General features: G+C 63.7%; 15 protein-coding genes and 1 pseudogene. 5 read left to right on the top strand and 11 right to left on the bottom strand.

Annotation, left to right across the window (positions count from 1 at the left end; genetic code table 11):
• Positions 1-8: 8 nt before the first annotated feature.
• From ACZ5WT_RS11355 to ACZ5WT_RS11340, 4 genes are all read right to left on the bottom strand, one after another.
• Positions 9-3,206, bottom strand: coding sequence for an alpha-mannosidase (locus ACZ5WT_RS11355; protein ID WP_464283901.1), 3,198 nt, complete (start codon positions 3,204-3,206; stop codon positions 9-11).
• Positions 3,203-4,018: a carbohydrate ABC transporter permease gene (locus tag ACZ5WT_RS11350; protein ID WP_464283900.1), complete on the bottom strand. Its 816-nt coding sequence runs from the start codon at positions 4,016-4,018 to the stop codon at positions 3,203-3,205. Before ACZ5WT_RS11350 ends, ACZ5WT_RS11355 begins: the two co-directional genes overlap by 4 nt.
• On the bottom strand, positions 4,019-4,909 hold the full coding sequence (locus ACZ5WT_RS11345; protein WP_464283899.1) for a carbohydrate ABC transporter permease: 891 nt from the start codon (positions 4,907-4,909) through the stop codon (positions 4,019-4,021).
• 227 nt (positions 4,910-5,136) lie between these two features.
• A complete protein-coding gene (locus tag ACZ5WT_RS11340; RefSeq protein ID WP_464283898.1) occupies positions 5,137-6,453 on the bottom strand; it encodes an extracellular solute-binding protein in 1,317 nt (438 codons plus the stop codon).
• Positions 6,454-6,736: 283 nt separating this feature from the next.
• Here ACZ5WT_RS11340 and ACZ5WT_RS11335 point away from each other — a divergent pair, with 283 nt between their 5' ends.
• Together ACZ5WT_RS11335 and ACZ5WT_RS11330 are read left to right on the top strand one after the other, a co-directional pair.
• Positions 6,737-7,774, top strand: coding sequence for a LacI family transcriptional regulator (locus ACZ5WT_RS11335; protein ID WP_464283897.1), 1,038 nt, complete (start codon positions 6,737-6,739; stop codon positions 7,772-7,774).
• 57 nt (positions 7,775-7,831) lie between these two features.
• A complete protein-coding gene (locus ACZ5WT_RS11330) occupies positions 7,832-8,875 on the top strand; it encodes a Gfo/Idh/MocA family protein (RefSeq protein ID WP_464283896.1) in 1,044 nt (347 codons plus the stop codon).
• A gap of 18 nt (positions 8,876-8,893) precedes the next feature.
• On the opposite strand, the gene ACZ5WT_RS11325 is transcribed toward ACZ5WT_RS11330, so the two are convergent.
• The 6 genes from ACZ5WT_RS11325 to ACZ5WT_RS11300 all read right to left on the bottom strand — a co-directional run bounded on the left by ACZ5WT_RS11325 (position 8,894) and on the right by ACZ5WT_RS11300 (position 13,582).
• Positions 8,894-9,568: an ABC transporter ATP-binding protein gene (locus ACZ5WT_RS11325; protein WP_464283895.1), complete on the bottom strand. Its 675-nt coding sequence runs from the start codon at positions 9,566-9,568 to the stop codon at positions 8,894-8,896.
• Positions 9,565-10,770 carry an ABC transporter permease gene (locus tag ACZ5WT_RS11320; protein ID WP_464283894.1) on the bottom strand — a complete coding sequence of 402 codons (1,206 nt, stop codon included), beginning with the start codon at positions 10,768-10,770 and terminating at the stop codon, positions 9,565-9,567. Before ACZ5WT_RS11320 ends, ACZ5WT_RS11325 begins: the two co-directional genes overlap by 4 nt.
• A 4-nt stretch (positions 10,771-10,774) precedes the next feature.
• Positions 10,775-11,863 carry an efflux RND transporter periplasmic adaptor subunit gene (locus ACZ5WT_RS11315; protein ID WP_464283893.1) on the bottom strand — a complete coding sequence of 363 codons (1,089 nt, stop codon included), beginning with the start codon at positions 11,861-11,863 and terminating at the stop codon, positions 10,775-10,777.
• Positions 11,864-11,931: 68 nt separating this feature from the next.
• Complete coding sequence (locus tag ACZ5WT_RS11310; protein WP_464283892.1) at positions 11,932-12,336, bottom strand: DUF2177 family protein; 405 nt, start codon at positions 12,334-12,336, stop codon at positions 11,932-11,934.
• Positions 12,337-12,353: 17 nt separating this feature from the next.
• A complete protein-coding gene (locus ACZ5WT_RS11305) occupies positions 12,354-13,013 on the bottom strand; it encodes a ChrR family anti-sigma-E factor (protein ID WP_464283891.1) in 660 nt (219 codons plus the stop codon).
• Positions 13,010-13,582 carry a sigma-70 family RNA polymerase sigma factor gene (locus ACZ5WT_RS11300; protein ID WP_464283890.1) on the bottom strand — a complete coding sequence of 191 codons (573 nt, stop codon included), beginning with the start codon at positions 13,580-13,582 and terminating at the stop codon, positions 13,010-13,012. Before ACZ5WT_RS11300 ends, ACZ5WT_RS11305 begins: the two co-directional genes overlap by 4 nt.
• Positions 13,583-13,814: 232 nt before the next feature.
• Between ACZ5WT_RS11300 and ACZ5WT_RS11295 the strand changes: the two genes are divergently transcribed.
• Positions 13,815-15,152, top strand: coding sequence for an NAD(P)/FAD-dependent oxidoreductase (locus tag ACZ5WT_RS11295; protein ID WP_464283889.1), 1,338 nt, complete (start codon positions 13,815-13,817; stop codon positions 15,150-15,152).
• Positions 15,152-15,820 (top strand): annotated as a pseudogene (locus ACZ5WT_RS11290) (DUF1365 domain-containing protein); the annotation flags it as partial. The gene ACZ5WT_RS11295 and the pseudogene ACZ5WT_RS11290, both read left to right, overlap by 1 nt.
• Before the next feature lie 24 nt (positions 15,821-15,844).
• Here the strand turns inward: ACZ5WT_RS11290 and ACZ5WT_RS11285 are convergent.
• Entirely contained in the window at positions 15,845-16,405 is a 561-nt protein-coding gene (locus ACZ5WT_RS11285) for a DUF2161 family putative PD-(D/E)XK-type phosphodiesterase (protein WP_464287195.1), read from the bottom strand.
• 404 nt (positions 16,406-16,809) lie between these two features.
• Here ACZ5WT_RS11285 and ACZ5WT_RS11280 point away from each other — a divergent pair, with 404 nt between their 5' ends.
• On the top strand, positions 16,810-17,715 hold the full coding sequence (locus ACZ5WT_RS11280) for a sulfurtransferase (protein ID WP_464283888.1): 906 nt from the start codon (positions 16,810-16,812) through the stop codon (positions 17,713-17,715).
• Positions 17,716-17,727: the final 12 nt, after the last annotated feature.

Genomic DNA, 17,727 nt, shown 5'->3' with positions numbered 1-17,727 from the left:
GAGCCTCCTCACGTTTCGATCATCAGCGTTGCGATCTCGAAGGGCCGCAGCGAGAGGGTGACGCCATTGTCCCTAATCTTCAGGGGTTTGCTGGCGCCCTCCTCCATCAGGTTGACGGTGCGGACGGACTTGACCGGGATGCCGAAGGTGATGGTCGCGTCGGCCCGGATATTGGCGTGCTCGAAGATGCGCAGCACCAGGGCGTCGGACTTTTCAGCCTTCTTGACGGTCTCCAGCGTGACGTTTTCGGCATCGACCCGGGCGAAGCTGAAGGCGCCCAGTTCGGCCACGGCGCTGGCGGCGGGCTTCAGTGACCCGATGACGGCAACCGGATTGTTGAAGCGCTCGGCGGCCCGATGCACGCCGGCCAGGTCGGCAATGCCGTCATGGATCATGAGGGCATAGCGCAGGCGATGCTCGCCGATGTCGGCCCGCGGATCGGGGAAGGTCGAGCCACGTACCAGGGTCAGCCGCACGGATTGCTCGAGGCAGTCGTAGGCGTATTTGCAGTCGTTGAGCAGGGCGACGCCGAAGTCACTCTCGCTGATATCCACCCAGCGGTGCATGGAGGCTTCGAAGCGGGCCTTGTCCCAGCTGGTATTGCGATGGGTAGCGCGCTTGACGTGGCCGAACTGGATTTCCGAGCGGATCTCGGAGGTGTTGAGATCGAACGGGAACTGGGCCTTGAGCACCGTCTGGCGCTCATTCCAGTCAATGAACGTGTCGAACTCGATCTGCCGGGCGCCCGAGGCCAGCGAGATGACCTGCACGACGCGCGAGTGCTGGTAGCTGCGCTCGACGCGGATGGCGGCGCGATGGGGGCCCGTTTCGACCACCGACACCGAAGTCTTGCCATCGGCCAGCGGCCAGAACTGCTCCTCGAAGTAGCGGTCGATATCCCAGGCATCCCACTCCATCGACTTGTCTTCGTAGGCGATGAGGCGGTTGGCCTTTTCGCCCTTGGGCAGGACTTCGCGATAACGGCTCTTGTCGAGGATCGAGGTGATCTCGCCGGCCTTGTCGAAGGTGACCTTGAGCAGGTCGTTTTCGAGCTGGGTGGTGGAGACGCTGAGTGCCGAGCTGGCCTTGGCGGCGCCATTGACGAGTTGCGCGCCGGTCCAGCCCAGGGGAGCGATGTCGCTCACAGGGGCGGCGAATTCGGTGCTGCCATCGGCCCGGGTCAGTTGCTGCACGGGCGCGCTCGCCCCGCCGGAAACCAACGACAGGCCGTTTAGCGCGGCGTCGGTGCCCAGCGACACGAGGCCCGAGCGGGACTGGCCGGTGAAGTTGAACAGGCGAAGCTGCTCGGTGCCGGGCTTGGCGAAGGCCTGCGCGGCGCCGTGCCACGGACCGTTCTGCGAGCCGAGGGTCGAGAAAATCTGGCCGTACTCGTTGTCGCTGTCGACATAGACTTCGGGGATCGAAGTGCCGGGCAGGATGTCGTGGAACTGGTTGATCAGAACCAGCTCCCAGAACTCGGCCAGCGTGGCAGCCGGGTAAGGTGCGCCTGTCTGCACCAGCGCCATGGCGCCGAGGAATTCGAGCTCGCGCAGCAGGCGTTCGGCCCGCCGGTTATTGGCCTTGTTCTTAGCCACCGAGGTCAGCGTGCCGCGGTGATATTGCAGGTAAAGCTCGCCATTCCAGGTGGGGAACCTGTTGCCCGGCTTGTCCATCGCCTTGCCGAGGCGGTCGAGGAAGGGAACGATGCCTTCGAGCTTGACGCGGGGCGCGCCGGGAATGCCGCGCTCCATGCGGATGCCGCGCTCGATCATGCCGCGGGTGGGGCCGCCGCCGCCATCGCCATAGCCATAGGACATGACGACTTCGTTGTGCACGGCCTTGGGCTCGTAGCGCTTCCAGGCGCCCATGGTTTCGCTGACCGAGAGATCGCCATTGTAGGTCGTGAAGATCTGCTCGCTGTCGTATTTCTGCGCGGTGATCAGCTGGGCCTTGGTGACGGTGCCGTCGATGCCCTTCCAGTGGAAGCTGTCATAGGGGAAGCGGTCAGTGTCGTTCCAGCTCAGCTTGGAGGTGACGAAGTATTTGAGGCCCGACTTGTCCATGACCTGCGGCAGGTTGGCGGAATAGCCGAAGGTATCGGGCAGCCAGACGGTCTTGGGATCGACGCCGAAATGCTCGAGGTGGAAGCGGCGGCCGCGCATGATCTGGCGGACGAGACTCTCGCCGGAAACGATGTTGACGTCGGGCTCCACCCACATGGCGCCTTCGATCTCGAACTGGCCGGATTTGACCCGCTTGAGCAGGCGTTCCCAGAGCTCGGGATAGTCCTTCTTGAGGAAGTCGAAGAGCACCGACTGATTATACATAAAGATGAATTCGGGATATTCCTCCATCAAATTCAACACGGTAGCGAAGGACCGCCCGGTCTTGTCGCGGGTGTGCATGACGCGCCAGAGCCAGCCCACGTCGAGATGGGTGGAGCCCACCGCCGTGATCTGGGGCTGCACCTCGGTATCGACGAGCTTGTAGATTTCGGCCGCGATCTTCTCCGCGGCGCCCATCGAGGCTTCGAATTCGGGAGTGAAGCCATCGCGGCGATCCAGCGCGCGCAGGGCTCGGTCGATGATGTTGAGGATGGCCTGGCGGCGCGGGTCGTTCTGGTAGAGGCGGACTGCCACGTCGAGCGGGGTCTGCAGGTCCCAGTAGAGCTTCTCGGCGCGTTCGCTGCGCGTGTAGAAATCGACGGTGAAACCGACCAGCGGACGATCGAAGAAGGTGAAGGCGTTGACCAGCAGGACATGCTTGTTGCCCGGCTTGGCATTGCGCTCGATCACTAGTTCGGTGTGGTTGCCATCAAGCGCCTGGGCGATGTGGCCGTCGAGATAGGCCAGACACTGCGGATCGGTCGAGCCGGGGCGGTCCTGCCACTGGCTGGTGAACTTGAGCACGAAGGTCTTGCCCTTGGCCGCCTCGGGCACCACGACTTCGGCGGCAAACCAGGTGTGGCCCTGCTTTTTGGCCCAGACCGAATGCGGACCGAATTGCTCCCACTTGCGCCAGTCGGCCTTGAGCGCCTGCTCGGCCGTCACGTCGGCGCGCTGCACGTGCCATTGCCAGCTCACGCCATCGACATGCGTCAGGATCTTGTGTTCGAGATCCTTGCAGAGGCGGATGAGCTTGCCCTCCATCTTGAGATCGTCATCCAGCAAGCCGAGCTTGGACGATTGGGGATTGGAATAGGTCATCCTTTGACTCCGACACCGGCGAACCCTGTGTTCATGTTTCGCCGCAACAAGAAATAAACGCCGACCGCCGGCGCTGCGTAGATGATGGAAAAGGCCGTGAGGAACCCATAGTTGATGGCGCCCTGCTGCCCGAAAGCTGCGTAGAGGCCCACCGACATCGGGAAGGCGTCCTGCACACGGGCAAAGATCAGCGGCAGCAGGAACTCGTTCCAGGCGCCGGTGAAGCTGTAGAACCACACCACGGCGATGCCGGCCCGCGACATGGGCAGCACGATCCGTGTGATGATCTGCAGCAGCGAAGCGCCCTCGACATAAGCAGCTTCCTCCAGCTCGATCGGCACCGTGTCGAAGAAGTTCTTCAGCAGCAGCAGCGTGAACGGCAGGTTGAGAATGGTCAGCGCGATGATGACGCCGAACTGGTTGAGCAGGCCGCCGCGCTGAGCCGCGAAATAGAGCGGCACCAGGACGCCCGCCGAGGGCAACATGCGCAGCAGCACCAGCGTCCACAGGAAGGCATTGCGCCCCGGAATGCGCAGCCGGGACAGCGGATAGGCCGCCGAAATGCCAACCACGACGCTGAGCGTCGCCGTGCCGGCGGCGATCAGCATGGAATTGAGGAACTGCTTGCCGGCATTACCGCTGACGGCGAGCGCGAAATTATCGAGCCCCACCGTGCGGGGAAGTTCCAACTGCCCGGTCGAGAGGGGATTGAAGGCGTTGAGAAACAGCCAGGTGAACGGGCTGACCCAGATGACAGCCATGAAAGCCAGCGCAATCGCGGTGATGCGCGAGGTGGTCTCGTTGGATTCCATCTATTTGGGCTCCCGCAGCATGCGCAGATAGACCAGTGAGAGCGCGCCGACGATGACCAGCATGGCCACCGAAATGGCGCTGCCGAAGCCCAGATTGCCGCGCGAAAAACTCTGATTGTAGAGGAACACCGCTAGGGTCTGCGTCTGGGCGCCCGGACCGCCGCCGGTCATGGCGTAGATCAGCGGGAAGTAGGTGAAGGTCCAGATGGTGATGAACAGCATGTTGGTGGCGATGTGGGGCCGGATGATCGGCAGCTGCACCATCCAGATGCGCTGGAACGGGGTGGCGCCATCGACCTTGGCCGCCTCGACCACTTCGCGCGAGACCGAATCCAGCGCTGCCGAAAACAGCAGATAGGACCAGGCCGTGCCCTTCCAGACATTGGCGATGGTGACGACGGGCAGTGCATAGTCGTTGATGAAATTGATCGGCTTGAAGCCGAGCGGCACCACGATGAGCTGGTTGATGAGGCCCGTCTGGCTGGTGGTGGCCGACCAAAGGAAGGCCGCGACGATATCGGGCAGCAGCCAGCCGAGCATGATGCAGACTTCGACGACGCTGCGAATGGTGGACTGGCTGCCCCGCAGGAGCGCCGCTAGCAGGAAGCCGAGCACCGACTGGCCGACGATGGCGGAGAAGAACACGAAGACCACCGTGGTCCACAGCGATTCCAGAAAGCCGCGGCGCGTGAACAGGCGCTCGAAATTCTGCAGGCCAACCCAGCTCCACTCGACCGACTTGCGCCCGACCAGCGCCAGATCGGTGAAGCTGAAGGCAAAGGCCCAGGCGGTGAAATAGAGCAGCGCCAGGATCAGCAATGCCGCCGGCAGCATGGCCAGCCCGAGAACGAAGAGATTGCTGGTGAGCCAGGGGTTGGCCTGGTTTTTCATGGGTGTTTTCTCACTCGCGCACCGACGGGCAAAGACTCGACGTCATCCCGGCCTCGAGCCGGGATCCATCCTGAGATGCCAGTTGGGGCCACCTGGCGGCGGCGCTGCGATCTCGAGATGGGCCCCGGCTCAAGGCCGGGGTGACATCGCGGGTGCTGGAAAATCCAACTTCCCGTCACGGCGGCACCTGGAGGACTAGTCTGGGCGCCGCCGCGTCGGGAGGTGACTTATTCGTAAGTGATGACCTTCTCGGCACCGAACTCGTCGACCAGCGCGTCGTGATAGCTCTGGATGACTTCGTCGACGCTGGCGCCATCGAGCAGGTCGGACGTCGCCTGCTGGATCAGGGCCGAGACGGTCTGGTAGCCGGGGATGGTGTCGCGGCCCGTGGTGTCTGCGGCCAGGGCGGTTGCCTTGGCGAGGAATGGGTCGGCGGTATATTCCGGCGATTCCGAGATATCGGTACGCACGGCCATGCGGTGGTTGGCCAGTGTCCAGGCCTTGAAGTTGGCTTCATCGAAGATGGCCGTCACCAGCTTGAAGGCCATGTCCTTGTCGGACGCCTTGGAGTTGATACCAAGGGTCCAGCCGCCCGAAATATTGGTGGTGGTCTTGGTGCCGGGCTCGCCCGAACCGGGCCATGGGGTCCATGCCACCTCGGCATCGCGGTCTTCGCGGCTTGGAGGATTGTTGCAATCCCACAGGCACGCATCTTCCCAGGAACCAGAGGCGAGAATGCCCAGCTTGTCGTCGGCCAAAGCCTGGCGGACGGCGGCGCCGATATCGGCCGCGTAGTTCAGGTCGGCCGGATTGAGCTGCCGCTCGACGAAGACCTGATGGTAGAGATCGAAGGTGCGGCGCAGAGCCGGGCTGTCGCCGATCCACTGGTTGGTATCGCGCTTAAGCAGGCGGTTGCGGTCGCCCTCGGGCACGTCGGCGCCGAGCAGCGCCATGTAGACGCCCTGCATGGTGGTGGCTTCGCCCTGCTTGATGCCGGCCGGCAGCTGGAACGGATACTGCACGCCGGCATCCTTGAGCTTCTGGGCGGCGTCGAGGATGTCGTTCCAGTTCTTCGGCTCCCATGGCATGGCAATGCCAGCCTTCTCGAAGTTGGACTTGTCGTACCACAGCATGCGCACGTCGGTGTCGGTGGGCAGGGCATAGACCTCGCCCTGATAGGACGCCACTTCAAGCAGGCCCTTGAGGTAATACTGATACTGGTCCCAGGCGGCGGCGCGCTCGTTGAGCGGCTCGAGATAGCCGGCAGCGGCCAGCTCGGACACCATGAAGCTATCGACCAGGTTGACGTCGGCTGCCGTGCCGGCGCTGAGGTCGAGCGCGATGCGCTGGTCATAGCCCTGGCCGGGCAGCTTGATGGCGTTGACCTTCTCGCCGGTCTCGGCCTCAAACGCCTTTATGCCCGACTCGATCAGGGCCCCGAAGCTTTCCATATACATGATCGACACTTCGGCCCTTGCGGGCAATGCGGCGGCAGCCATCAACGACAATGCTGCCACAGTGGTCAGAAAACCCTTCTTGAGCATCAACTCCTCCTCAGAAGCTCTCGCCATCTCGTTGGACGGCCCCGCGTCTGGAACCCTCATCCCAACGCCAAGCGAGGTAACCACATCATATGCAACGTTGCAATTGTGAATCGCATTTGGTCAGGCATGATGACCTTCATGATTTTTTATTGTTTTACACCAACATGTTGCGTATTGCGCAATCGTTTCAGATCGAATGCCGATGTTGTGCATCGTTGCAAAATTTGCAGTGTTTGGTTTCGTGGGCGAGCAGTGTAAAAACGGGGCGGGGAACGACACGCCAATGACCAGCAAGACCACATCGAACGGCAACGGACGCAGCGCGGGAAACCAGCGCGTGACCTTGCGCACCATTGCCGACATGACGGGCCTGAGCCTGTCGACGGTATCGCTGTCGCTACGCGGCGGTACCACGCTGAAGCAGGAAACGCGCGACAAGGTTGCCGAGGCCGCCAAGGCCCTGGGCTATGTGCCCGACCGCGCCGGGGTGCGTCTGCGCACGGGCAAGACCAATGTTATCGCGCTGGTGCTGGACGGCGCCGAGGACTCGATCGACTTCGCGCGCCACATGATCCAGGGCATCGGCCAGGCCATCAAGGGGACGCGCTATCACCTGACGGTCATCCCGGAATTCGAACGTTACAATTCGGCCGAGACCATCCGCTACATCCTCGACAATCGCACAGCCGACGGGGTGGTGATCACCCATACCGGACCGCGCGACAAGCGTGTGCAGATGATGATCGATGCCGACTTTCCGTTTGTCAGCCACGGCCGCACCGAATTCTATACCCCGCACGCCTATCACGATTTCCACTCCGAGGATTTTGCCGCCATGGCGGTGGAGCGGCTGGCGAGCAAGGGCTGCCAGCGCGTGATGCTGGTGATCGGCGACGACCGCACCACCAACCACCACAACATCGTCACGGCCTTTCACAAGGCGACGGCGCGGGCCGGGATCGAGGCTCACATCCTCGAGGATACGCAGGGGCGTAGCCCGGAAGAAATCCGCGCCATCGGGCTGGCGCTTGCCAACAAGCCCGACCGGCCCGACGGCATTATCTGCGACAGCGAAATTCGCACCATCGCGCTGGTGGGGGGCCTGCAGGAGGGCGGGCTCACGCTGGGGCGGGATGTGCACATCATCTACAAGCAGACCTCGGGCATCCTGCCGACCCTGTTCCCCGCCATGGACAGCATCCGCGAGGATGTGTTCGCCGCCGGGGGCGAACTGACGCGCCTGCTGCTCAAGCGCATCGACGGCGAGGATGTCGAGACCCTGCAGACTTTGGCCGAGCCCCAGCCACACTGGAGAAGCTGACGGCCGAGACGGGCGGCAACCGAAAAATCGGGCCGCCTCCAGAGGAGGATGGATTCCATGCGACTGCTCATTCTGGGCACAGGCGGCATGGCCAATAGCCATGCGACCAATTTCGCCGCCATCGATGGCGTGAGCATCGTGGGCGGCGTCGACGTCGACCCGGACCGGTTGAGGGCCTTCTGCGACGAGCATCATATCGGCCGGCAGTTCGCCTCGCTGGAGGAGGCGCTGGCCTGGGGCGAATTCGACGCTGTGGCCAATGTCACCCCCGATCGCATCCACCACCCCACCACCATGCAGGCGATCGCCGCGGGCAAACATATATTCTGCGAGAAGCCGCTGGCAACGGACGCCACCAAGGCCATGGAAATGACCGAGGCGATGGAGCGCTCGGGCAAGGTGGGCATGGTCAACTTCACCTATCGCAATTCACCGGCGCTACAGAAGGGGCGCGAAATGGTGCTGTCGGGCGCCATCGGCGCGGTGCGGCACCTGGAGGCGTCGCACCTGCAGAGCTGGCTGGTGGGCAATCACTGGGGCGATTGGCACACAGAGACCAAGTTCCTGTGGCGCCTAAGCACGGCGCATGGCTCCAATGGCGCGCTGGGCGATATCGGCATCCACATCGTGGACTTCGCCTCCTATGGCAGCGGGCTGGACGTGGCGCATGTGTTCGGGCGGCTTAGGACTTTCGACAAGGCGCCGGGGAACCGGATTGGCGAATATGTGCTCGACGCCAATGACAGCTTCACAATGAATGTCGACTTCACCACCGGCGCCATCGGCACGATCCAGGCGACCCGCACCGCAGCGGGGCAGATGGACCAGCTGCGGCTGCGCATCTATGGGGAAACCGGCTCGGTCGAGATCATCTACGACACCGGCACCTCAACCCTGCGGGCGTGCTTGGGCGAGGACGTGCACACCGCCACCTGGCGCGATGTGCCGTTCGATCCGGTCGAAACCAACTACCAGCGCTTTGTCAGCGCAGTGCGAGCCAGCAAGACACAGGAACCTTCGTTCCGCCGCGCCGCGACGATCCAGAAAGTGCTCGATGCGGCCATGGCATCCAATGCCAGCGGGCGGGAGGAGACGGTCTAGCCCCCCTGCCCTCTCCCACTACTCGGTTCGCCCGGCCACCACTCGGATCTGACGGCGGCAGGTATTGGCGATCTTGTCGTCATGGGTCGAGATCAGGAAGCTGGTCTTTTCCTCGCGGTTGATATCGCCGATCAGCTCCATCACCTGCTCGGCGGATTCCCGGTCGAGATTGCCGGTCGGCTCGTCGGCGAGAACCAGCTCTGGCTTGTTCATCAGGGCCCGGGCGATGGCGACGCGCTGCTTCTGACCGCCCGAGAGCTTGGTGGCGAGATAATCCGTGCGGCTTTCGAGCCCGACGCGGGCCAGCAGTTCGCGGCCGCGATCTCGCGCTTCGGCAGTTTCTCGACCAGCGCGCACGGCGGCGGGGAAGATGACATTCTCGAGGGCGGTGAAATCGGGCAGCAGGTGGTGGAACTGGAAGACGAAGCCGATATGGCGGTTGCGGAATTCGGTTAGCGCGCGGTCATCGGCGCGCGTCAGATCCTCGCCCAGCATGATGTGCTGGCCCGAGGTCGGCTTCATCAGTGTGCCGAGAATGGTCAGCAAGGTGCTCTTGCCGGAGCCGGAGGGGCCAAGCAGAGCGGTGAGTTCGCCGGTTTGCAGCGACAGATTGAGCCCCTTGAGCACACGGGTTTCGGCTTCGCCTTCGCCATAGGTTTTGACGAGGTCGCGGACCTCCAGAAGCGCACTCATTGGCCGATCACCGAAACCGGGTCCACCCTCGCGGCGGCGCGGGCCGGCAGGATGGAGGCCAGGATGGCGCCGATCGCCGTCAGCGCGATGGCCAGCCCATAGGCACCCTGCCGGACATCGACCGGCAGGCCGCCCGGCGGGGCGAGTTCGGGCACCGGGAAAGGCGAGAGCACCGCATAGCCAAGCCCCGCTCCGATCAGCCCGCCAAGGATGCCGATCAGCGCGCCCTGGGTGACGAAGACGAAGATGACGAAGAGCCGGCTGGCGCCCATTGCGCGCATGATGCCGATCTCGGGCCGCCGCCGATAGGTGGAGAGCAGCAGTGCGCTGGCCACCCCAATGACGATGGTGATCAGCGCGAAGGCCTTGATCAGGTCGCCGGAACTGCCCTGCGCCCGCAGGCCATCGAGCAGCTGGGCATTGCCCGCAGTCCAGGGCGTCGCCTTGAGGCCGGTATCAGCCGCAATGCGCCGGGCAAAGGCGTCGGCCTGGTTGAGGTCTTCCAGCTTGAGTTCGATGCGCGAAATGCCCTGCGGCATATCGAACAGAATTCTCGCCGTGCCAAGGCTGACAAAGGCGGTGCGGCTATCCAAGGCGTCGAGGCCCAGCTCGAAAATGCCGCCAACCACGAGCGGCCGCTCATTGCCGCGGTCGGACTGCATCCGCACCACCTGGCCGATGCCGACGCCCAGCGTATCGGCAAGCTTGCTGCCGATGATCACCGTGGAGTTGGTGAGGTCGGTATTTCCGGCGATGAGGCGCTTCCCGATATTGGCGATGGCGGAAACCTTGCCCGGCTCGACCCCGGTTACGCCCACGGGCGCATTGGACTGGCCGCGCACCAGAAAGCCATTGCCCACGATCTGCTGCGAGGTGGCCGCAACGCCCGGCGTTGCGGCGATGATGGGCATGAAGGCATCGGCGGTGCGCAGGAGCTCGCGCTGGTTGGCGGCGCGCTGTTCGACCAGCAATACACCGGCATCATCGGGCAGCAGCGAGCCCGGATCGCGGGCGGGCGCCTCGATGGTCACATGCGCGATGTCGCCGACGGTGCGCTGTACGAGGAACACCGCGAGGCCCCCGATCAGCGCGCTCATGAAGATGAAGACGAAAACACCCACCGCCACGCCGGCGATCAGCAGGCCGGTCTGGGCCTTGCTGGCGGTGAGGTAGCGCATGGCGATCTTGAAGCCGTATTGCATGACGCTATTCCGCCACTGCGGGCCGACCGACGCTGACCGCAGCGGGATCGAGGATGACCGCGTCGCCCACGGTGAGGCCACTGGTGACGATCACCCGCTCAGCCGGCCAATCGGAAAATGCGATGGCGCGTTGCTGGACCGTGCCGTTTTCGAGCACCAGCAGATGGCTATCGGGGCCTTCGGTGACGATGGCGCTGCGCGGCACCGACAGGGCGGCGTCAGTTTGCGACACGATGATATTGGCATTGACGGTGAGACCGACCGGCAGATCGACCGCATTGTCGAACGCGATCTTGACGGCGCGACCGCCGGTGGAGGGATCCACGGTCGGTGCAGCGAAGATGACGGTGCCGTTTTGCGGGACGGAGTCGCCAGCCGGGCGAAGCAGCGCAACGAGGCCATCGTGTATGCGCGAGGAGTAGATTTCGTCGACATCGGTTTCGACCAGCAACTCGCTGAGATCGGCGACGGTGAACAAATCCGACTGGGTATCCACCATTTGACCCTTGTCGACTGACCTGTCGAGCACCACGCCGCTGAGGGGCGCGGTGATGGTGTATTGCGCCAGCTGGCTCTGCGCCTGCTCAACGGCGGCGCTCAGACGGTTGACCTCGTTGCTGGCGGCGGTCAGCGACAGCTCGGCGTCTTCGCGGGCCGAGCGCGTGGCATTGTCGCCCAAAGCGCGGGCCCGGTCGGCAATCGCCTGCGCCTGCTGCTGACGGACCAACCCGGCATCAAGCGCGGCGGTGGACTGGAGCAATTGGGCCTTGGCTTGAGAAGCATCGAGCTGCAACAGCACGTCGCCGGCCGCTACACTGGCCCCCTCCTCGGCACCAACAGCAATCGCCTGCCCGAGTACGGCCGAGCGGACCTTGACGGCATGGCGGGCGGCGACGCGGCCATTGACGGCCAGTGCCTGGGTTATCGGGCCTTCAGCGACGATTTCGACCGCAACTGCGGCAGGCCCGGACTGCCAGGGCCGCTGCACGAAGGCGTAGGCGCCAGCGATGAGCAGGACCCCGCCAATGGCCATCCACACCCAGCGAGATCGCCCCTTGCGGGCGGATTTGGGTGCGGTTTGGGGAGACGCCATGTTTGACTACCTATGAGCTTAGATAGCCAACACTACGCTCGCATTTCCCTATTGGATCAATGGTCTGATCAGCGCAGAAAGAACTGCGTGATGAAAAAGCCTGAAACCGCCGCAACGCCAGTGAGGGCGGTGCCCCAGGCGAGATCGATCAGGGTCACGGACCAGGGCCAGCCGCGCAGGGTGGAGAGATTGGTGAGGTCATAGGTGCCGTAGGCGACGAAGCCCAACACCAGCCCGGCCACCAGCGCCTTGCTCCAGCCGCCATCGGCCAGCGCCGGGGCCACCGCGAAGTAGACGATGCCCCCGACATAAAACAGGTAGAACAGTCCGGCGATGAGCAAGTTCGGCTGATCGAGCAGCAGCTCGCCCAGACGGGGGCGATAAATGCCCGTCGACAGTTTCGTCAGCCACACAAAATCCACCGCAAAGAACACGAAGGCGGTCGAGAGGTAGGCGACCAGATGGTTGACCATGGACCTTGTTTCCTTGGCTAGATCTTGAGGATGGGCTGGATCAGCCGCACCAGCCAGCTGCTGAAGCGCAGTGGCGCGTCGGTTACCGCCAGGCAGATGCAGTCGGCCTCCGGCGTGGCCGTCGGCGTATGCAGGATGGAGCCGTCGGCATCCTCGATGTCGCCGGGGCCGAACACCATTTCACCATCGCGGAAGCTGCCGGACAGGACCAGGGTCAGCTCACGCCCGCCATGGCTGTGCTCGGGCACCGGCTTGCCGGCGGGAATGCGCAGCAACCGCACCTGCGTCGTCGGATCAGCGGTGGGCAGCATCATCTGCGCCGCACCCCGCCCCAGTGCGCGCCAGTGAATGGTATCAATATCGCCGCCGACATAGGCGCGCAGGGGCATGGGCAGGACGGGCTTGCCCGAAGCCATGGCCTTGGCCGGCTTTGTCTTTGCTAGCGGAGTTTCAGTATCGAGACGGGCGCGCATGGCGGCCCAAGCGTCATCGGCCAATGGCTCGGGCGCGATGGTATCGAGCATCGTGCCGCCGAGCATGTCGGCCTGCGCCGACTGCGCGCGGCATTGCGGGCACAGGGCGAGATGGGAGGCGACGGCAATGGTCCAGCCTTCCGACAGGGTGCCAGCGGCATAAGCGAGCAACAGGTCTTCGCTGAGGTGGTGCTGCGGGATCATGGCTGTTTGCTCCCGCCTTCGAGAACCGCGCGGAGCTTGGCAAAACCCAGCCGCATGCGCGATTTGACGGTACCGAGAGGCAAAGCGAGCCGCGTGGCGATCTCACTCTGGGACTGTTCCTGGTAGAAAGACAATTCGAGCACCTGCAATTGCTCGGAAGGCAGGCTGGCCATGGCCTCGCGCATCAGCCGGGCATTCTGGCTGATATCGAGTGCCTGATCGGCAGCCATCGGCGTCTCCGGCACCAGCGCCGGGTCATCGGGATCGATCTCGGCGCGGCGGTCGCGCCGGAGGGCGTCGATACGATGGTTTCGGGCGATGGTGAATATCCAGCTGGCAGCAACGCCCCGCGTGGCATCGAACAGGCTGGCCTTGCGCCAGACCGACATCATGGTTTCCTGCATCAACTCTTCGGCCCGATTGCGGTCGACCTTGGCCATGTAGGACTTGATGCGCGGACCGAAATGGCGGAACAGCGCCTCAAATGCCTCCACGTCCTGGGCACGCCCGACCTGCAGCAAGAGCAGCGTCATCTGGTCGTCAACGTTGTCGCTATCCTCACCAGGCATGGGTCTCGTTCGTTGTTCGCGGCGGCGCACGCGCACCGCACCAGTCAATCCCGCAACAAGTAGAGCAGCGGGAGTGCTGGTCAAACCAAAATTGGATGCAAGCGAACTTTGTCTCATGGCGGGGAGTACGGCGGCCCCGGCGGATTGGATCACGCGCCAGTTTTATTTTCCGGCGAGTCATCCAGCTGGCGGGGTTGGTCGTAGTGATCGTACCAAGCATGAGGTTACGATCGTGAAGCGCGCCCAGTCCCATTCGCCGTCACGCAGGATCGCCGTTGTGGGGTCCGGCATTGCCGGGCTCTCGGCAGCCTGGTTGCTGAGTGGCACCAATGACGTGGTGATCTATGAGGCGGAAGACCGGCTTGGAGGTCATGCCCATACGGTCGACGTGCCCACCGGAGCGACGTCGACGGCCGTCGATACCGGCTTCATCGTCTATAACGAGGGCAATTATCCCAACCTCGTCGCGCTGTTCGAGCATCTGGGTGTTGCGACGCAGGACTCGGAAATGTCGTTCTCGGCATCGCTCGATGGCGGCCGGCTCGAATACTCCAGCTCGGCCATGATGGCCCAGCCCAGCAATATCCTGCGCGCCCGGTTCTGGCGCATGCTGCGGGACCTCACGCGCTTCTATCGCGACGCGCCGGGCCTGCTGGGTCGCAGCGAGCTGCAGGAAATGACGCTCGGTGAGTTTCTCGATGACGGCCACTATGCGCAGTCGTTCATCGATGACCATCTGTTGCCCATCGGCGCGGCGATCTGGTCGGCATCGGCCGGTCAGATGCGCGACTATCCGCTTTTTGCGTTCATCCGGTTCTTTGAGAGCCACGGCCTGCTCAAGCTGGCCGGGCGGCCGACCTGGCGGACGGTCACCGGCGGCAGCCGCAGCTATGTGGACCGTATCGCCGCCCTGACATCGGCCAATGTGCGGCTTGGATGCGCGGCGAAAGCCGTGGCGCGCGTCTTCGATGGCGTGATGGTAACCGACATCCACGGCCACACCGACCGGTTCGACGAGATCGTCATTGCCACCCACGCCGATCAGGCGCTCACATTGCTGGCCGATCCCGACGCGGTGGAGAGCGAATTGCTGGGCGCGTTTCGCTACACGCCGAACCTGGCCGTATTGCACACGGACCGCAGCCTGATGCCGCGCCGCCGGCGGGCCTGGTCGAGCTGGAACTATGTGGCAGGGGCAACCGGGCCCGAGGATGCGCTGTGCGTGACCTATTGGATGAACCGGCTGCAGAATCTCGATCGGCGCCACCCGCTTTTCGTCACGCTCAACCCGAACCAGGCGATTGCGCCTGACCAGGTGCTGCGCAGTTTCAACTACGACCACCCGCTGTTCGACAAAGCGGCGCTCAAGGCGCAGCAGCAGCTGTGGCGGCTCAATGCCAACCGCAATACGTGGTTCTGCGGCAGCTATTTCGGCTACGGCTTCCATGAGGATGCGCTACAATCGGGGCTCGCCGTCGCCGAGGCTCTGAGCGGGGTGGCGCGGCCGTGGCAGGTCGCCCCGCACGCTGAACGCATCGCGCGCCGCCCGGTGTTGGAACCGGTGCCCTGATGGCAAGATCGGGGCTCTATCGCGGGCATGTCGTTCATAGCCGGCTGCGCCCAAAGCGGCACAGCCTGCGCTATAGCGTCTTCACTCTGCTGCTCGATCTGGATGAAGCGCCTGACCTCAGCCAGCGCAGCCGGCTGTTCGGGTTCAATCGCCGCGCGCCGCTCAGCGTATGGGAAAAGGATCTCGGGGACAGGCGCAGGAGCGGTCTGCGCGACTGGGTCGAAGATGTGCTGGATCAGGCGGGGCTCGACATTACCCATCCACGCGTCGAAATCCTCTGCTATCCGCGGCTGTTTGGCTTCGTCTTTAATCCGCTGACCGTCTACTATTGCGGCGATGCAGGGGGCGTTGTCCGGGCGCTGATCTACGAGGTTTCCAACACGTTCGGGGAACGCTGGATCTACGTGTTGCGGACCAGCGAAGAAAAGGGACCATACCGGCATAGCTGCGCCAAGCAGTTCTATGTCTCGCCCTTCATACCGATGGATTGCCGCTACAATTTCCACGTCGTGGCGCCGGGAGAGCACGTCCTGGTGCGTATTGACGAGACCGACAGCGAAGGCCTGCTGCTGCGCGCGGCTTTTGGCGGCGAGCGGCGCGAGTTCACGGACCGGGAGCTGGCGGGCGCCCTGTTCCGCTATCCCCTGATGACGCTCAAAGTGGTGGGCGGCATCTATTGGGAAGCCCTGCGCCTACTGCTCAAGCGCGTGCCGGTTTTCCGCCACAGCCCGACGGCAGATCGCGTGCCGGTGTCGATCGTGCCAAGTCAGGCGGTCGGCGGCAGCACGGCGGCCCGGCCGAGCTCGGTGAGCCCCGTAAATCCCCCGGCTCTCCCGCACAAACCAGCCATAGACATTGCTGCGCAGAATGGTCGGCGCCCGACCGACCAGCGCCTTGAGCTGCTTGGGGCTTTGCGGGCCGCTCAACAGTGCGGTGGCGCAAACCAGGCAATCCTGCCGATAGGCGGTCATGATCGGCTTGCCGCGCCCACCGCCCTTTTGCGGATCGCCGACCCGGCGTTTATGTTCGTCGAGCAGGCGGGACCGCTTCTTGGGATCGCGGCGCGGCAATGCGGCAAAGGGCGCGACGATGACGTCCACGACACCGGTCGAGGACACGGCAATGAGCCCGAAGCCAAGCCTGCGGCACAGGTTGCGGAACCGGGCATCGTGCTCGCGGCCCCTCGATGTCTTTGAGGCGCTGGCAGCCAGCCAGACTTCGTCGCAGAAGGTCGCACGGTTGACGCCCTGCATCACCAGTTCGAGGTTGAAGGCCAGCTTCATCTCGCAGACGATGAGAACCGTTGGGTCTCCGTCCCTGACGCCGACCAGATCGCAGCCGTTGACCTCGCCTTTGACGGAATAGCCGGCGCTTTCCATGAAGGCCTTCAGCGGCAGGTAAAGGTCTGTCTCAGCCATCATGGGAGATTTTGGTCCAGATGCACATCAGCCTGACTTAGCTGAGTCTTGGGAGCCTTGCAGCGATTACCCGACCCGGCCGGGCGCTGCCCGAAAGTCAGCGCTAGAAGTTCATTCCATTTGCGGTTGGCGGCCTAGTGGTCCTTTCCCGCAATCGCCCGGACTTTGGGGGCCCATACTTCGATAACTCGATCAGTTCCATCTAGAATTCAGGCATTGATTGTCAGGAGTTTTCCGCAATGCGTCTCGCATCGTTTGTCGCCGCTGCCGCAATGGTCGTCGCAGTCCCCGTTTTTGCTGCCGCGCAGGATGTTACGCCGCTGGTGACGGCCGAGTGGCTCAAGGCGCATGCCGGTGATGAAAACCTGAAGATCATCGACATCCGCGATGACGTGGCCGGTGTCGACCTGGGCGCCCTGCCCTATATCGCCAACGCGGCCGTGGCTCCCTATGGCTCGGCTGGATGGCGCGTTGAGGTCGACGGCGTTCCCGCGCAGATCCCGCCCCCGGAGCAGATCGCCAAGCTGATTGGCGGGCTCGGCATTGATGGCGACGATCACGTGGTGATCGTGCCGTGGGGCACCGATTCATCGGAATTCGGTGGCGCGACCCGCGTCTACTGGACCTTCAAATACCTCGGCCATGACGCCGTTTCGATCCTCGACGGCGGCTGGCGCCAGTATGATGCCCAGGGCGGCGAGCGCGTTGCCGAACCGGCGACCCCGGTTGCGGCGGAATTCCCGATTCAGCTGCGCCCCGAACTGCGCGCCACGACTCCTGATGTCGAAGCCGCGCTGGCAGCCGGGACCAAGCTGATCGATGGCCGCCCCGAAGCGCAGTATCTCGGCCAGTCCAAGAGCCCGGTCGTGCGTATCGAAGGCACCATTCCGGGCGCGCTGAACCTGCCCCACTCCAAGCTCTATAGCGGCGAATATGCCAGCTTTGCCCAGCCGGAAACCGTAGCCGCGCTGTCGCAGGCGCTGGGTCTCGGCGCCCACGAGAAGAATATCGTCTTCTGCAATACCGGCCACTGGGCTTCGATCGCCTGGTTTGCGCTGCATGAAGTTGGCGGCAACGAGAACACCGCCATGTATGACGGCTCGATGGCCGAATGGGCTGCCGATCCCGCACGGCCGATCCAATAATCGTCCGCCTAG

Source organism: Devosia sp. T2-14 (genome assembly GCF_055397495.1).
This window is presented reverse-complemented; position numbering and strand designations above follow the sequence as displayed.

What these genes read in the sequence shown, in the direction of transcription:
- ACZ5WT_RS11300 (WP_464283890.1), bottom strand. Translation starts at nt 13,582, where the DNA reads ATGCCTGGTGAGGATAGCGACAACGTTGACGACCAGATGACGCTGCTC.
- ACZ5WT_RS11355 (WP_464283901.1), bottom strand. Translation starts at nt 3,206, where the DNA reads ATGACCTATTCCAATCCCCAATCGTCCAAGCTCGGCTTGCTGGATGAC.
- ACZ5WT_RS11330 (WP_464283896.1), top strand. Translation starts at nt 7,832, where the DNA reads ATGCGACTGCTCATTCTGGGCACAGGCGGCATGGCCAATAGCCATGCG.
- ACZ5WT_RS11285 (WP_464287195.1), bottom strand. Translation starts at nt 16,405, where the DNA reads ATGCAGGGCGTCAACCGTGCGACCTTCTGCGACGAAGTCTGGCTGGCT.
- ACZ5WT_RS11335 (WP_464283897.1), top strand. Translation starts at nt 6,737, where the DNA reads ATGACCAGCAAGACCACATCGAACGGCAACGGACGCAGCGCGGGAAAC.
- ACZ5WT_RS11345 (WP_464283899.1), bottom strand. Translation starts at nt 4,909, where the DNA reads ATGAAAAACCAGGCCAACCCCTGGCTCACCAGCAATCTCTTCGTTCTC.
- ACZ5WT_RS11315 (WP_464283893.1), bottom strand. Translation starts at nt 11,863, where the DNA reads ATGGCGTCTCCCCAAACCGCACCCAAATCCGCCCGCAAGGGGCGATCT.
- ACZ5WT_RS11280 (WP_464283888.1), top strand. Translation starts at nt 16,810, where the DNA reads ATGCGTCTCGCATCGTTTGTCGCCGCTGCCGCAATGGTCGTCGCAGTC.
- ACZ5WT_RS11305 (WP_464283891.1), bottom strand. Translation starts at nt 13,013, where the DNA reads ATGATCCCGCAGCACCACCTCAGCGAAGACCTGTTGCTCGCTTATGCC.
- ACZ5WT_RS11340 (WP_464283898.1), bottom strand. Translation starts at nt 6,453, where the DNA reads ATGCTCAAGAAGGGTTTTCTGACCACTGTGGCAGCATTGTCGTTGATG.
- ACZ5WT_RS11325 (WP_464283895.1), bottom strand. Translation starts at nt 9,568, where the DNA reads ATGAGTGCGCTTCTGGAGGTCCGCGACCTCGTCAAAACCTATGGCGAA.
- ACZ5WT_RS11350 (WP_464283900.1), bottom strand. Translation starts at nt 4,018, where the DNA reads ATGGAATCCAACGAGACCACCTCGCGCATCACCGCGATTGCGCTGGCT.
- ACZ5WT_RS11320 (WP_464283894.1), bottom strand. Translation starts at nt 10,770, where the DNA reads ATGCAATACGGCTTCAAGATCGCCATGCGCTACCTCACCGCCAGCAAG.
- ACZ5WT_RS11310 (WP_464283892.1), bottom strand. Translation starts at nt 12,336, where the DNA reads ATGGTCAACCATCTGGTCGCCTACCTCTCGACCGCCTTCGTGTTCTTT.